This is a genomic window from Amphritea pacifica (assembly GCF_016924145.1).
GTDB lineage: Bacteria > Pseudomonadota > Gammaproteobacteria > Pseudomonadales > Balneatricaceae > Amphritea > Amphritea pacifica.
Map to the genome: position 1 here is coordinate 13131 of NZ_JAFFZO010000020.1, position 15290 is coordinate 28420.

Consider the following 15290-nt stretch of genomic DNA (forward strand, 5'->3'; position numbering starts at 1 on the left):
AAGTTCAGCGAATTGTAGTAATAATTTAACATTATACAGTCAAATGACTGCGCTTTAACCCCTGTTTTTTATAAGGAAATGATTTGCAAAGGTGGTGATATACTATAGCGCGAACTAACCGGTTGCTATCAGGCCGAATTGAGGAGTTATTAAAGTGTCATTTATTCGTTGGTTTCTGGGCAGAATTATCCTGCTGTTGAACTTCATTTTCAGTCCTCGTCCGTTTAAACGAGCACCAGAGGAACAGCGTGCATTGGACCTGCGCACAACTAACCTCTCCCTCTATCAGTACGAAGCATGTCCTTTCTGCGTTAAAGTGCGTCGTTCACTGCGTCGTAATAGCCTTAATATTGAGTTGCGTGATGCCAAAAATGTTGAGCAGTATCGCATTGAGCTACTTGAGGGGGGCGGTAAGTTAAAAGTGCCCTGTCTGAGAATTGATGAAGGTGAAGGCAACGTCAGTTGGATGTATGAGTCCTCAGATATAATCCACTATCTCGAACAGACTTATCTCGAGTCAAATCTACAAAAAGCAGCTTAACGCTGCTTTTTTTATCGCCCAAGACTGGTGTCTTTGTGAATATTAAGATAACTTATCTGTATATTTAACCAGTGTTTCTTCCGACATGATCCTATACATTGCAGAGAAACCCAGCCTGGCCCGGGCGATCAAACCTGCGGCCTGCCCGGTCATAGCGCCTGGTGTAGGGAATACCGGTGCGGTAGCAAAGCAACTTGAATGCAGTTATTGAAATGTGTGATGCTATAGAATATATAATCAAAAGAACTGCGTAGCGATATTATGGCTCTTTTAAACCAGTTGTTTTAAATGTCAGCTTTTTAAATTAATTTTTAACGCTGGTTTAATTGCTTTTAATTAAATTAAATCTTCTTGGGAATGTGATGATGAGTAATCCTTACGACAACCTGCCCGATAATGCGTTTTGGCGAAAAGCCGTTGCCGAAAAACACCCATTAAATATTGAATCAATTTATAAGAAAAAGTTTAATATCAATAATAAACATAAAATTGCATCGGCAGGTAGTTGTTTTGCTCAGCATATTGGACGCAAGTTGCGAGAGCATAGTTTTAACTACATGGATTATGAGCCCGCACCAAAAATATTGGCCCAGCAACTTCGTGCAGGCTTTGGTTATGAGATGTATTCTGCACGATATGGGAATATTTATACGGCCCGCCAGCTTATTCAGCTGTTTGAACGGGCATTTGATGAGTTTACTCCTAAAGAGGATTACTGGGAAAATGATGGGGCTTTCTTTGACCCATTCAGACCCACCATCGAGAAAGGAGGCTACGCTTCTTTGGATGAACTGCATATTTGCCGCAGGAGCCATCTGAAAAAAGTACGGCAGCTTTTTCTGGATATGGATGTGTTTATATTTACACTGGGGCTTACAGAAGCCTGGATCTCAAAAGAGGATGGGGCTGTGTTTCCTCTCTGCCCTGGAACTGTGGCAGGCTCATTTGACGCCGATAAATATGAATTTCATAACTTCACGTACAGTGAAATTGTCAAAGATATGCTGAAGTTTATGAACAAACTTAATCAGGTAAACAAAGGGGTTAAGCTGATACTGACCGTTTCTCCTGTACCCCTGACTGCAACAGCAACCGGAAATCATGTTCTTACTGCTACCACATATTCTAAATCTGTGCTCAGAGCGGTCGCTGGAGAGCTGTATCAAAATCATCCCCGGGTGGATTACTACCCATCCTATGAACTTGTTACCGGAGCGCCGATGAGGTCGATGTTCTTTGAGCCTAATATGCGCTCAGTTGTGCCAAAGGGGGTTGAGCATGTACTGAGTTATTTTTTGCAGGAACATCTGCCTGAAAAACAACAGCAAACTGATCAGAGAGACCCCGAATCACAGCAGGATGAAGATGTCATCTGCGATGAAGTATTACTGGAGGCAGGTTTGCTATGAAGGTTGTATTAATTGGAGACTCTAACATTGCGGCAATCAGAAACGCATATGTTGAATCAGAGGATGCCCGGGCCTTACATCCTGACGGGGTGAGTGAGGTCAGTTTTTTGGGGATGAGTAATAACAGCTACCATCAGCCCTTTTATAGTAATGAAACCAGTCAGGTGGTTGTAAAGAGACCTGATGGTTCCATTGTTGCTAATATCCGGGCTGCTGATGATACCGTGTATGGAATCTTGCTGGGAACCACCACGCAACGGATAAGTAATAGTGGAGACTGGGGAGTCTATGCCCCCGTCAGCCTCATGAATGATGAAAAAATACCTGTGTCAGATAAGCAGATTCTGGAGATTATTAAGTATGACCTGAAATTTAAACTAGAGTTTATTAATGAGATTAATTCTCTGGGAGCTGATTTTTTTCTGATCTCATCTCCTCCACCAAGAGATAGTCATCCAGCCTTTGTGAAGAATGAGAGAAAATCGATATATAAGTATATTGATGCTCTTTATAGAGAAATCTTTATTAATGCAATGTCTGAGCTTGATCTGCATTTTTTAGATTATCCTGCTAATGTTGTGAAAGATGATGGTTTTATGATTCATGAGTATAATCCAGTTAAAGCAGATGACTATTTTCATGCAAACTCTAAATATGGTTTCTTGCAGTTGATGCAGGTTTTCCGATACGTTGAAGCTAAGTATTGTTTACAAACGTAGAGCTTGAGTAAGCGAGAGCTGTTCTCTGTTTACAATGAACGGTTTTTTATAATCGATAAACTCCTTTTTGCACTTGTGAACCCAATTAACAGCTAGCAATTTGAAAGCTGTAGTCTCAAATTATTGATGAAGCTGCGGTTGCTTATTACAGATCTTAACTATTGATATCATGACATGATCCTATACATTGCAGAGAAACCCAGCCTGGCCCGGGCGATCGCTGATGTTTTACCCAAACCCCATAAAAAACACGATGGCTATATCGAACTGGGTAATGGCGACTGTGTCAGTTGGTGCCTTGGGCATCTGCTGGAGCAGGCTGATCCTGCGGATTACAATCCCGATTTTAAACCCTGGCGCTTTGAACACCTGCCGATTATTCCCGATGAGTGGAAGTTAAAGCCCCGTAGTCAGACCCGTTCACAGCTGGCGGTGTTGCGTAAACTGATTCGGCAGTCGAAACAGCTTGTACATGCGGGCGATCCCGACCGCGAGGGACAACTGCTGGTGGATGAGGCGATCAACTATCTGGGGGCCAGTGAGACCAAGAAGAGAACCGCACAGCGGCTGTTAATCAGCGATCTCAACCCTAAGGCGGTAAGTGCGGCGCTGGGGTGTCTTAAATCGAACACGGAATTTATACCGTTATCTGTATCGGCGCTGGCGCGCTCACGCGCGGATTGGATCTACGGTATCAATCTCACCCGGGCGTACAGTATTCAGGGGCGCAAAGCGGGGTACAACGGTGTGCTCTCGGTTGGCCGGGTGCAGACGCCACTGCTGGGGCTGGTAGTCCGGCGTGATAAAGAGATTGAGAACTTTGTCTCCAAACCGTTCTATGAGGTGCAGGCGGTGATTGAGACTGAGGCGGGGGAACACTTCAAAGCGCGCTGGAAGCCCAGTGAGAATTGCCAGCCCTATCAGGATGAAGAGGGGCGGGTATTAAACCGAAAGCTTGCCGAGAATGTGATCGCCCGGATCAAAGGACAGCCCGCAGAGCTGGTAAAACTGACCCAGAAGCGTAAGAAGGAAAATGCGCCGCTGCCTTTCAACCTGTCTGCGCTACAGATAGAAGCAGCAAAGCGTTTCGGTATGAGCGCTAAAGCCGTTTTGGATAGCTGTCAGTCATTGTATGAACGACACAAACTGCTGACCTATCCCCGTTCTGATTGCCGCTACCTGCCTGAAGAGCATCATCGGCAGGCAGGTGAAGTGATCAGTGCTATCACCGCTAATCAGCAGGCACTGAACGCGTTTCTTCCCGAGATGGATTCCTCCCGTCGCTCATCGGCCTGGAACGATAAGAAAGTCAGCGCCCATCACGCGATTATACCGACCACCCGGCAGGCAAATCCTGCCTCGCTGAGTCAGCCGGAAAGCCAGATATATGATCTGGTTAGCCGATACTATCTGGCCCAGTTTATGGCGCCCTACGAGTATGATGATACCCGGGCTGATCTGACTATTGCGGGCGGGCAGTTTATAGCAACCGCCCATCAGACGTTGAATTCTGGTTGGAAACTGCTGCTCTCTTCTTCGGAAGCAAAACATAGTTCGCTGCCGCAATTGTCCGAAGGGCAGCCGTTACAATGTGTTGAGGGGCTGCTGGAAGAGAAAAACACCCAGCCGCCCAAGTATTTCACCGATGCGACCCTGTTGGCGGCGATGACCGGCATCAGTCGCTATGTGGCTGATCCGGAGATCCGCAAGGTGTTGAAAGAGACTGATGGTCTGGGTACAGAAGCCACCCGGGCGGGCATCATCGAACTGCTGTTTACCCGGGGGTTTTTTGTCCGGCAGGGGAAAGCGATCCGCTCTACCACGGTGGGGCGGGCGCTGATTGATTGCCTGCCAGAGAGCGCCACGACACCGGATATGACCGCACTCTGGGAGTCAGAGCTAAGCCGGATCAGTCAGCAGGAAACCAGTTACAGTCGTTTTATGCAGCCGCTGACAGAGCGTCTGCATCAGTTAATTGCGCAGTCCGCTGAGGTGGTAATTCCAGAGACACTGAAGGCGCTAAGTCCTGCGCCTAAAAAGCGCCGCACCAGCGGAGCCCGCAGAGCTTCAACCTCTAAAAAGCCTGGCGTTAAAAAAACCGTCGCAAAGAGATCAGCCGCTAAAACATCTGCGGCTAAAAAAACAGCCAGTGCAAAGTCCCGGGCACCAGCCAGCAGTAAGAAACAGAGCTAAGTATAAAGTAACAGAATTAAAAACGGTGCTCTGGGGCACCGTTTTTCTGGCTATATAGTGATAACGCTTCAGGCGGGCTTTTTATTCCAGCTTCGGTTCATGCCAGTTGATGCATTTAAGAAACTTGTGGGCAGGGTAGAACTTACCATCTTTACCGGTCTGATCTGCTGACGATTTGATAAAGGCCTTAGGCAGCTCGCCACCGCTGTAAACATCGATACCGACCTCTGAACGGTAATAGGCCATTGTTTCCTCGATCTCGGCTTCGGTTTTACAGAGCTTAGACAGGTTGCTTTCCTGAACGGCAGCCATATCTTTATCTGCATCAATGCCCAGCACATGCGCCATACCGTAGGTCACCACCAGAATATCAGCGACAGCATCCCGCACTTCAGCGATATCTCTGTTCTGAATCCCCTCAACCAGTTCCGCCAGTTCCTCCTGAATCAGGTGCAGCTGTTTACCGGCCTTTTCCCAGTCCGGATTATTCATGTTGCCCAGTTGATTGCCAAAAACAGTGTTCAGAAAGGAAACGTCGGTGAAATTACTCATGGTTGCATCTATACCGTCAACAGTTAAAAACGGCCTATATGATGAACGTTTCGACGTTGAATCGCAATTTGAAATCTGCAGATTTTAAATCATCAGGGGATACACCGGTCACCGTCAGTCAGCCAGGTGTGTTGAAGCAGTCTTAATATCTTCAGGATCAAGTAAATCTGACAACTCAGGTCTGAATGGATACAATCAGTTTTTTGCACCGTGATGAGGGAGCTCGTGAGCAACAGACCACGCTACCAGCAGATTAAAGGCTATATTCTGGATGGCATTAAGCAGGGGACCTATACCTCTGGCAGTAAAATCCCTGCAGAAGTTGAGCTGGCGAAACAGTTTGAGGTCAGCCGGATGACGGTGAACAAAGCGATCAGGGACCTGGTGCAGGAAAACCTGTTAGTGCGTTATCCGGGCATGGGCACTTTTGTCACCGATGCTAAAGCGGAATCACCGCTGGTGGATATCCGCAATATCGCTGAAGAGGTGGTTCAGCGGGGCCATCGTTACAGTTGTTCGGTCATCACACTGCAGGAAGCGGTAGCGGATGAGGTGATCGCGATGCAGATGGGTGTTCCGGTGGGAACGTCTTTGTATCGCTCAGTGATCGTGCATCGGGAAAACGATCTGCCTATTCAGCTGGAAAACCGTTTTGTTATCGCACGCCTGCTGCCGGATTATCTTAATCAGGATTTCACCGCCGGTACGCCCCATGAATATTTGTCAAAAATGTATCCGGTGTCCAATGTCGAGCATATCGTTGAAGCGATTCTGCCAGATTCGAATGTACAGCAATTGCTGGAGATCGACGCCAATACGCCCTGTCTGCTGGTCAACCGTCGCACCTGGTCCGATGATCGTCTGGTCAGTTTCGCCTGCCTGACCTATCCCGGCACCCGTTATAAGCTACGTTCGCTGGCATCACCGGGTATCTGAGTTTTCTGTTGCGGCTGGCGATCCCTTTTATTCGTTAGTCAGCAACACTTTTCAGCGATTGCCTCATTGCTTATCTGTCTGACCGCGTATGCGGTACCTCTCTTTACAGTTATCCATGCTGCTTTCACAAGGGGCCCTTAATAAGGGCTTCGCAGGGGTTTGTTTTTATGTCTATACATATAGTCTGATCGTTACTGTTCGTTGAGATACTCTTTTTCTATGTCAGAGTCTGAAGGTGTGACAAAAATTCTGCAACATTATTTAAAATTATTATCTTTATATTTCAAGTATTTATAGTTAATCATTTCGTTATATCAATTTTTATTCAGGTTTAATCTCAGGAGTATTAATAAAAATAGTTTGGCTCTCAGAATTTGTGATGGTATATATATGTATATACAAAGTGTGTCTGAGGTGTTGTTGTGTTCAATCGCTGTGAAAAAATCTGGATCAACGTCAATTGTGCAACGATGGATCCAAATATCGAAGCGCCCTATGGCGGCCTGAAAGATCAGGCGGTCGGGGTTCTGGACGGTAAGATCGCGGTCATAGCGCCGATGTCTGAGCTGGATCTGAAGGCGGTGACCGCTGAGCTGATCGATGCCCGGGGCGGCTGGATGACGCCAGGACTGATCGATGCGCATACCCATCTTGTCTATGCGGGTAATCGTGCTGAGGAGTTTGAACAGCGCCTGTTGGGTGTGAGTTATGCCGGGATTGCCCGTCAGGGCGGTGGTATTTTATCCACGGTTAGCGCTACCCGTAACGCGACAGTTGATGAACTGGTTGAGCTGTCGCAGCCGCGCCTGAATGCATTAATGGCGGAAGGTGTGACCACGGTCGAAATTAAGTCTGGCTACGGGCTCAGTCTTGAGGCTGAACTCAATATGCTGCGGGCCGCTAAACAGCTGGCTGCACAAAACCCGGTCAGAGTGTCGGCGACGTTGCTGGGCGCACATGCCTTGCCTCCGGAGTTTCGCGATGATGCCGAGGGGTATATCGATCTGGTATGTCATGAGCTGATTCCTGTCGCTGCCCGTGAAGGGCTGGCTGATGCGGTGGATGTGTTCTGCGAAAGCATCGCCTTTACGCCGGCCCAGTGCGACCGGGTGTTCCGGGCGGCCTGCGAGAATGGCTTGGGTATTCATGCCCATGCCGAGCAGTTGAGCAATCTGCACGGTGCGGAACTGGCGGCCAGTTATGGCGCCTGGTCGGCTGATCATCTGGAGTGGTTAGATGAGGCCGGCGTCAGGGCGATGGCTGAACAGGGCACCGTTGCAACATTGTTACCCGGCGCCTTTTATTTCTTGCGGGAAACAAAATTGCCGCCAATTGAACTGTTGCGTAACTATCGGGTGCCGATGGCCATTGCCACCGACCTGAATCCCGGTTCTTCACCGCTGGCATCCCTGCAACTGATGATGAATATGGCTTGCACATTGTTCTGTCTGACGCCGGAAGAGGCGCTCAAAGGAGTTACCCGTCACGGGGCTCAGGCGCTCGGCTCAGCTGCGGATATTGGCATGCTCCGTGAGGGGATGCTGGCCGATATGGTGCTCTGGAATATCCGTCATCCCGCCGAACTGGCCAGTCAGTTTGGCGTCAATCCTATCCGCCAGCGAATCGTCGCCGGGGAGGTAAACCATGTCTGAATACTCAACGGCGTTTGACGCTATCTGGACTGGCCGTACCGATACGGAAGAACTGCCGGAACTGGCCAGTCGTCTGCATCAGCAGATTCAACCGCTGACGGTTGGAGCAGTAGCTGCAGAGTCTGACAGTGTGGCGATTATCGGTTTTTGCAGCGATGCGGGTGTGCGTCGTAATCAGGGCCGTATCGGCGCTCGCCGGGCACCGGATCTGCTACGCCGGGTACTGGCCAATCTGCCCTGGCCTGTTTCCCGGCCGGCCTGGGATGCCGGTAATGTGGTGTGCGAGGGCGATGAGTTAGAAGCGGCTCATCAGGCGCTGGCAGATAAGGTATACGAGTGCCTGACCGGCGGTCACTTTCCGTTTGTCCTGGGCGGGGGGCATGAGGTCGCCTATGGCAGTTGGAGTGGATTGAGTCACTATCTGCAGGTGCAGAGTGATGCATCCGGCAGCATGCCCAACATCGGCATTATCAACTTTGATGCTCACTTCGATCTGCGTCCGGACAGCAATGGCGCAAGTTCCGGCACGCCGTTTTATCAGATTGCGCAACAGTGTCAGGCCACTAACTGGCCGTTCAGCTACTGCTGTCTCGGTGTCAGTGAGATGTCGAATACCGCCGCGCTGTTCCGGCGGGCCGATCAACTGAATGTGACTTACCGTAAGGACAGCGAGCTGGATATTACCCGGCTGACTGAAACAACCCATTTGCTGCAACAGTTTATGGCTGATTGCGATCAGCTCTATCTGACAATTGATCTGGATGTGCTGCCTGCACCGGTCGCTCCCGGTGTCAGTGCTCCCGCCGCCCGGGGGGTAGGGCTGGAGATACTGGAGCCCCTGATCGAAACGATTGTCGCATCGGGCAAGCTAAGGCTGGCGGATCTTGCCGAATACAACCCTGAATTTGATATCGATAACCGGACCGCACGCGTAGCTGCGCGTCTGTTCCACTGTATTGTTAAACGAGGATAAGAAAAATGAATGATACCCGCCACGACGCCAGTCGTCATATTAAAGCGCCGACCGGAACCAAACTGAGCTGTAAGAGCTGGCTGACCGAAGCGCCGATGCGAATGCTGATGAATAACCTGCACCCGGACGTTGCTGAGAAGCCGGAGGATCTGGTGGTTTACGGCGGCATCGGCCGTGCAGCACGCAACTGGGCGTGCTATGACAAGATTATTGAGGTACTGCAACGACTGGAAGAGGATGAAACGCTGCTGATTCAGTCCGGTAAACCGGTGGGTGTGTTTAAAACCCATGCGGATGCCCCGCGGGTACTGATTGCCAACTCCAATCTGGTGCCCCACTGGGCAACCTGGGAACACTTCAACGAATTAGATAAGCAGGGCCTGATGATGTACGGCCAGATGACCGCCGGGTCATGGGTCTACATCGGTTCACAGGGGATTGTTCAGGGGACCTACGAGACCTTTGCTGCGATGGCGAAAAAGCACTTTGGGGGTGATGCCTCTGGCCGCTGGGTACTGACCGGTGGACTGGGGGGAATGGGTGGTGCTCAGCCCCTGGCGGCAACCATGGCCGGGTTCTCCTGTATTACGGTTGAGTGTGACGAAACCCGCATCGATTTCCGTCTGCGGACCCGCTATGTAGACAAGAAAGCCTATACTCTGGATGAAGCGCTGGAGATGATCGCGAGCGCTAAAGCGAACGGCGAAGTGGTTTCAGTGGGCTTGCTGGGTAACTGCGCGGATATCTTCCCGGAGATTGTTGAACGGGGTATTACACCCGATGTGGTAACCGACCAGACCAGTGCCCATGATCCGCTCAACGGCTATCTGCCGCAGGGCTGGACGCTGGAGTATGCGGCACAAATGCGCCTTAAAGATGAAGCGGCGGTGGTTGATGCGGCAAAACAGTCCATGGCGGTTCAGGTGCGGGCGATGCTGGCTCTGCAAAGCCAGGGTGCAGCGACGACGGACTATGGTAACAACATCCGTCAGATGGCCTTTGAAAAAGGGGTTAAGAACGCCTTCGACTTCCCCGGGTTTGTTCCCGCCTATATCCGGCCGCTGTTCTGTGAGGGAATAGGTCCCTTCCGTTGGGTGGCGCTGTCCGGTGATCCGGAGGATATCTATAAAACCGATCAGAAAGTGAAAGAGCTGATTCCCGATGATCCGCATCTGCATAACTGGCTGGATATGGCGCGTGAGCGAATCGCTTTTCAGGGCTTACCCGCGCGAATCTGCTGGGTGGGGCTGAAAGATCGTCAGCGTCTGGCGCTGGCGTTTAACGAGATGGTCAGAAAGGGCGAGCTGAAAGCGCCGGTGGTTATCGGCCGTGATCATCTTGATTCAGGATCAGTCGCCAGTCCAAACCGGGAAACTGAAGCGATGCTGGATGGTTCCGATGCGGTGTCCGACTGGCCGCTGCTGAATGCGCTGTTAAATACTGCCGGTGGCGCGACCTGGGTGTCATTGCATCACGGCGGTGGTGTCGGTATGGGCTTTAGTCAGCACGCCGGAGTGGTGATTGTGGCTGATGGTACTGAGGCTGCAGAAAAACGCCTGGCGCGGGTGCTGCGCAATGATCCGGGCACCGGCGTGATGCGTCATGCGGATGCAGGTTATGATCTGGCCATCGATTGTGCCCGGGAGCAGGGGCTGGATCTGCCGATGCTGAACAGATAAAAAATCAACTATAACTGAATAGTGTATTGCGCATCGGGCCTGATCGACGTCAGGCCTGATTCGATGCAAGCGATAATCATTTTTTAGGAACTATCCTGATGTATCAACTTACTGTTAACCCGGGGCATCTCTCCCTGGCTGAGTTACGCCGAATTAACCATGAGCCGGTGACGCTGTCTCTCGATCCGGCCTGTCATGAAATGATTCATGCCAGCAGTGCAGCGGTTGAGAGGGTCATCGAAGCGGGGCGGGTCGTCTATGGGATTAATACCGGCTTTGGTCTCTTGGCAAATACCCGTATCGCGGTTGAAGATCTGGCGCTGCTACAGCGCAGTATCGTCCTGTCCCATGCTGCGGGTGTGGGTGAACTGATGGCCGAATCGACCGTGCGGCTGATGATGACCCTGAAGATAAACTCACTGGCACGGGGTTTTTCCGGGATCCGTCTGGAAATTATTGAAGCGCTGATAAAACTGGTGAATGCTGAAGTTTACCCCTGTGTACCGCAGAAAGGTTCGGTAGGGGCGTCCGGCGATCTGGCGCCACTGGCGCATATGAGCACTGTGCTTCTGGGTGAAGGTGAAGTGACTTACAACGGTGAGCGCATGTCTGGCGCCGAGGGCCTGCGGGTTGCGGGGCTGGAGCCGATCGCTCTGGCACCTAAAGAGGGACTGGCGCTGCTGAATGGTACACAGGCCTCTACTGCATTTGCGCTGCAGGGATTGTTTGCTGCCGAAGATCTGTTTGCGGCGGCGATTATATCCGGATCCCTGTCAGTGGAAGCGGCACTGGGCAGCCGTCGGCCGTTTGATCCCCGGGTGCATGAAGTGCGGGGTCAACAGGGCCAGATCGATGCTGCGACCGCCTACCGTCATCTGCTGGGCGAGCGTTCTGAAATCGGAGACTCCCATGAGGGGTGTGAAAAGGTTCAGGACCCGTATTCACTGCGCTGTCAGCCTCAGGTCATGGGCGCCTGTTTACAGCAGATTCGGCAGGCGTCAGAGGTTCTGTTGGTAGAAGCCAATGCAGTGTCTGACAATCCGTTGGTGTTTACCGAAACTGATGAGTTTATCTCCGCCGGCAACTTTCATGCTGAACCGGTCGCCATGGTGGCCGATAATCTGGCGCTGGCCATTGCAGAGATTGGTTCACTGTCTGAACGGCGTATGGCGCTACTGATCGACTCCAATCTGAGTAAGTTACCACCGTTTCTGGTGAATAATGGCGGCGTTAACTCTGGCTTTATGATCGCCCAGGTGACCGGTGCGGCCCTGGCCTCAGAGAACAAATCACTGGCTCATCCCGCCAGCGTTGACAGTCTGCCAACCTCAGCCAATCAGGAAGATCATGTGTCGATGGCCACCTTCGCCGCTCGCCGGTTAAAGGATATGGCAGATAATACCGCGGGTATTCTGGCGGTTGAACTGCTGGCGGCTTGTCAGGGGGTCGACTTCCGGGCGCCGTTAAAGTCTTCAGCACGGGTTGAAGCGGCCAAAGCGCAGCTGCGTAAAGTCGTACCTTTCTATGATAAGGATCGTTACTTCTCACCGGATATCGAGAATGCCAAGCAGCTGATTCAGAGCGCTGCCTATAACGCTTACATGCCGCCGCAGCTGTTGCCGAGTGTGTAAACCACACGACACATACAGCGGCTGTTATGACGCTATTGGGTGATGCCCGGTAGCGTCGTGGCACAATTCTTCAGGCAATCCTGATCAGAAAAGTAAAGGGCAGCCACTTTTTCTCACTCTGTTTGTCTTCTGGCTCTAACTCTACGGCCATTACATTTTTTCGGTTGTGGTTGGTTACACTTCCTATTTCTCAGTTTATCTATTCCGCTTTAGCTCCCATACAGAAATTCATATTCGTTCATCGCTTTAATATGAGGCGAGCGTCAAGGTCTGTGTTTCAACATGTAAATTATTCAGGTAAATGTCTCAGAAACCGAGGGTAAATTGACAGCTAATAATTTATTATATATAAACTGATTCATAAATAATAAAAACAGAGTAACCATGATGTTTAACGAAGTGCTGCAGGGGAGCGCCATCTATCAGGCGCAGGATCCCCAGGTTATATCCGATTACGTCAATCAGCATATTGGAACGCATAGAATCTCCGTTAAGGGTGAGTGCCATCAGAGAGCGTCTATCTGGCATCGTGATTTTTCCGATGTTGCGCTTTCACGGATAACCTATGGTGGTAATGTCAGAGTACAGTCTGCGGATCTGGAAGATATATACCATCTTCAGATAGTCACCAGCGGCGTCTGTGACTGGAGCCTGGCGGATAAAGATCTGAGAGTCAGTGCCGGAGAGGTCCTGCTGCTTAATCCTAATGACAAAGTCGATCTCAATTACTCGGCTGATTGTGAGAAAGTGATTGTTAAGATCCCTAAAAGCGTCATGATCTCGGCGCTGGCGGAAAAGGTCGCTTATCTGCCGAAGGAGGGGGTGAAGTTTGATCATGCGGTACGTAAAACTTCTGACCATCGTTCCCTGATCCATTTGCTGGAGCTGATCTTCATGGAAGCCGAAGCAGCACAATCTGATTTTTCACAACTGGCACCTTACAGCAGCCTTCTGGCGGTGAAACTACTGGACTGCTTTTCCAATAATATTCAGATCCCCGCGGAGGAGCAGGCGCCTCATTGCTTTTCGGCGATTGACAGTTACATAGCGGATCATATTAAAGATGACCTTTCCATCGATGATCTGGCTTCGCTTAGCCGGGTTAGTCAGCGCACTCTCTATAATATCTTCGCCCGGCATAAGTCAGTCACCCCGATGCACTATATAAAACAGCAGAAGCTGATGCATGTGCATAAGATGTTGCAGGATGGTGAGGGTGGTTGTCGTAATGTTACCGAGGTCGCCTTAGATTTTGGCTTTATGCATCTGGGACGATTTTCCAGCGAGTATCGTAAGATGTTTGGCGAGCTGCCCTCTGAAACGTTGAAGAAGAGGGGGCACTAGCTCATAAAGGTCGGGCTAGCGACCGGTCAGTCTTACATCAGGCAGCTTATTCAGGCACCTTAGGGTGCCTTTTTTGATGCAAACTCAGCTATAACCTCTCAGTTGTTGTGTCGCTGTCTGACAGGCATTGAGCACTGCCTGCTCATAGATACTGCCTTTATCGACGGGTGTATCACTGGTCTGGCCGAGTAGATTGATAATCGAACTGATATTGTTATCAACATCAAAGATGGGCGCACTGACGACGTTTATATCCGGCAGATAGTCCTGTTTGAAGCGACAGACCTTTTCCTCCCGGATCTCCTCAAGCAGTTTTATAAACGCACTTTTGTTCAGAGGCTTACCCATATGTCTGGGCAGAGCGGGAGGTGCCGCAAAAAATTCATCGATGATCTCCTGGCGTCGTTGATCCGGCAGAAACGCCAGAAAAATACGACCCGAGGCTGAGGTAAAAGGCGATAGCTGTGACCCGAGACGGATATTAACGTTCAGCGAGCGGCTGGAATCAAGCCATTTAATTACCAGCGGGTAGTTGCCGTTCCAGATCGCGACGGTGATGGTTCTGTCGTATTCCCGGTGCAGCTTCTCTGCACAAAGGAAAGCGCTCTGGATCGGATCGATCAGGCGTAACGCCGAGATGCCGATTTTCAGACTGCTGGTGGCAAGCGTGTATCTTGAGTTACTTTGCTGGCTGATGTATCCCAGTTTTACCAGGCTAACCAGATATTTATGTAACCGGCTGGGAGACATCTCCGCAAGCTCGGCGAGTGCTTTCAGGGTAACAGGCTTGCCATATTCAGCAATGTGTTCCAGGATCTTCAGCCCCAGCTCTAAAGAGCTGATGCCCTGTTTCTGATCTTTTGGAATGGTAATCGTAGTGTCGATCATGCAGTGCTTTGTTCCTTATAGCAGGAGGCCCTTATTATCAGGCAGGCCTCCCGCTATCGTATTAGACTGCCAGGCTTTGTTCAATAAACTCTTTATTATCATCCAGCGATCTGGAGTCTCCCTGAAACATCACTTTTCCCTTAACAATCAGGATATGTTTTTCACAGAGTTCATTCAGCACTTTAATGTTCTTATCCACGATAACCGTGGATACACCAGAGTCTTTAATCTGTCTGATTACCTGCCAGATCTCTTTACGAATTAACGGTGCCAACCCCTCGGTTGCCTCGTCCAGAATCAGCAGGTCAGGGTTGGTCAGCAGGGCACGACCAATGGCCAGCATCTGCTGTTCGCCTCCAGACAGCTGAGTGCCTTTGTTGACCAGCCGTTCGGTCAGACGGGGGAAAACGTCCAGCACCTGATCGTAGGTCCAGTTAGCCTCACCCCTGGAGTTTTTCCGCGCGGCCATCTGTAGATGTTCTTTTACTGTCAGGTTGTGAAACATGCCCCGTCCCTCGGGAACATAGGCGATGTCCCGGCGCATCCGCTTCCAGGTGGGCAGGCGGGTGATATCTTCACCTTTATAAATCACCGAACCGCTGCGGGGTGGTGCGATCCCCAGAATCGATTTCAGGGTGGTGGATTTTCCCATGCCGTTGCGGCCCATAATACTGACCGTTTCTCCGCTTTTAATATCAAAGGAGACGCCATGCAGGATATGGCTCTCACCGTAGAGTGTCTGCAGACCGTGAACTTCAAGAATATTCTGCATG

The 15290-nt window shown here is 50.5% G+C and carries 13 protein-coding genes; 10 read left to right on the top strand and 3 right to left on the bottom strand.

Features of this window, described 5'->3' with window-relative positions:
* Window positions 1-154: 154 nt before the first annotated feature.
* The 4 genes from JW499_RS12640 to JW499_RS12655 all read left to right on the top strand — a co-directional run bounded on the left by JW499_RS12640 (window position 155) and on the right by JW499_RS12655 (window position 4862).
* Complete coding sequence (locus JW499_RS12640; RefSeq protein WP_205210950.1) at window positions 155-541, top strand: glutathione S-transferase N-terminal domain-containing protein; 387 nt, start codon at window positions 155-157, stop codon at window positions 539-541.
* Window positions 542-867: 326 nt separating this feature from the next.
* The gene (locus JW499_RS12645) at window positions 868-1950 is read left to right on the top strand and encodes a GSCFA domain-containing protein (protein WP_205210951.1); all 1083 of its coding nucleotides are present in this window, start codon (window positions 868-870) and stop codon (window positions 1948-1950) included.
* A complete protein-coding gene (locus JW499_RS12650) occupies window positions 1947-2669 on the top strand; it encodes a hypothetical protein (protein ID WP_205210952.1) in 723 nt (240 codons plus the stop codon). The genes JW499_RS12645 and JW499_RS12650 overlap by 4 nt, the downstream gene beginning before the upstream one ends.
* Window positions 2670-2843: 174 nt before the next feature.
* Window positions 2844-4862 carry a DNA topoisomerase III gene (locus JW499_RS12655; RefSeq protein WP_205210953.1) on the top strand — a complete coding sequence of 673 codons (2019 nt, stop codon included), beginning with the start codon at window positions 2844-2846 and terminating at the stop codon, window positions 4860-4862.
* An 81-nt stretch (window positions 4863-4943) separates the two neighbouring features.
* Here the strand turns inward: JW499_RS12655 and JW499_RS12660 are convergent, their stop codons facing one another.
* A complete protein-coding gene (locus JW499_RS12660; protein ID WP_205210954.1) occupies window positions 4944-5414 on the bottom strand; it encodes a nucleoside triphosphate pyrophosphohydrolase family protein in 471 nt (156 codons plus the stop codon).
* A 225-nt stretch (window positions 5415-5639) separates the two neighbouring features.
* Between JW499_RS12660 and hutC the strand changes: the two genes are divergently transcribed.
* From hutC to JW499_RS12690, 6 genes are all read left to right on the top strand, one after another.
* A complete protein-coding gene (gene hutC / locus JW499_RS12665) occupies window positions 5640-6350 on the top strand; it encodes a histidine utilization repressor (RefSeq protein WP_205210955.1) in 711 nt (236 codons plus the stop codon).
* Window positions 6351-6820: 470 nt separating this feature from the next.
* Window positions 6821-8002 (top strand): imidazolonepropionase, encoded by a 1182-nt coding sequence (gene hutI, locus JW499_RS12670; protein WP_205211016.1) that lies wholly within the window; start codon window positions 6821-6823, stop codon window positions 8000-8002.
* On the top strand, window positions 7995-8975 hold the full coding sequence (gene hutG, locus JW499_RS12675) for a formimidoylglutamase (RefSeq protein ID WP_205210956.1): 981 nt from the start codon (window positions 7995-7997) through the stop codon (window positions 8973-8975). Before hutI ends, hutG begins: the two co-directional genes overlap by 8 nt.
* A 5-nt stretch (window positions 8976-8980) precedes the next feature.
* Window positions 8981-10654, top strand: coding sequence for a urocanate hydratase (gene hutU / locus JW499_RS12680; RefSeq protein WP_205210957.1), 1674 nt, complete (start codon window positions 8981-8983; stop codon window positions 10652-10654).
* A gap of 98 nt (window positions 10655-10752) precedes the next feature.
* Entirely contained in the window at window positions 10753-12285 is a 1533-nt protein-coding gene (hutH, locus tag JW499_RS12685) for a histidine ammonia-lyase (protein WP_205210958.1), read from the top strand.
* 384 nt (window positions 12286-12669) lie between these two features.
* On the top strand, window positions 12670-13629 hold the full coding sequence (locus JW499_RS12690; protein ID WP_205210959.1) for an AraC family transcriptional regulator: 960 nt from the start codon (window positions 12670-12672) through the stop codon (window positions 13627-13629).
* Window positions 13630-13713: 84 nt separating this feature from the next.
* On the opposite strand, the gene JW499_RS12695 is transcribed toward JW499_RS12690, so the two are convergent.
* The gene (locus JW499_RS12695) at window positions 13714-14517 is read right to left on the bottom strand and encodes an IclR family transcriptional regulator (RefSeq protein WP_205210960.1); all 804 of its coding nucleotides are present in this window, start codon (window positions 14515-14517) and stop codon (window positions 13714-13716) included.
* Window positions 14518-14578: 61 nt separating this feature from the next.
* Window positions 14579-15289: an ABC transporter ATP-binding protein gene (locus JW499_RS12700; RefSeq protein WP_205210961.1), complete on the bottom strand. Its 711-nt coding sequence runs from the start codon at window positions 15287-15289 to the stop codon at window positions 14579-14581.
* Window position 15290: the final 1 nt, after the last annotated feature.

Excerpts from the sequence above, each read along its gene's own strand:
- JW499_RS12650 (WP_205210952.1), top strand. The coding sequence starts at position 1,947 with ATGAAGGTTGTATTAATTGGAGACTCTAACATTGCGGCAATCAGAAAC.
- JW499_RS12660 (WP_205210954.1), bottom strand. The coding sequence starts at position 5,414 with ATGAGTAATTTCACCGACGTTTCCTTTCTGAACACTGTTTTTGGCAAT.
- hutH (WP_205210958.1), top strand. The coding sequence starts at position 10,753 with ATGTATCAACTTACTGTTAACCCGGGGCATCTCTCCCTGGCTGAGTTA.
- hutI (WP_205211016.1), top strand. The coding sequence starts at position 6,821 with ATGGATCCAAATATCGAAGCGCCCTATGGCGGCCTGAAAGATCAGGCG.
- JW499_RS12655 (WP_205210953.1), top strand. The coding sequence starts at position 2,844 with ATGATCCTATACATTGCAGAGAAACCCAGCCTGGCCCGGGCGATCGCT.
- hutG (WP_205210956.1), top strand. The coding sequence starts at position 7,995 with ATGTCTGAATACTCAACGGCGTTTGACGCTATCTGGACTGGCCGTACC.
- hutU (WP_205210957.1), top strand. The coding sequence starts at position 8,981 with ATGAATGATACCCGCCACGACGCCAGTCGTCATATTAAAGCGCCGACC.
- JW499_RS12700 (WP_205210961.1), bottom strand. The coding sequence starts at position 15,289 with ATGCAGAATATTCTTGAAGTTCACGGTCTGCAGACACTCTACGGTGAG.
- JW499_RS12690 (WP_205210959.1), top strand. The coding sequence starts at position 12,670 with ATGATGTTTAACGAAGTGCTGCAGGGGAGCGCCATCTATCAGGCGCAG.
- JW499_RS12695 (WP_205210960.1), bottom strand. The coding sequence starts at position 14,517 with ATGATCGACACTACGATTACCATTCCAAAAGATCAGAAACAGGGCATC.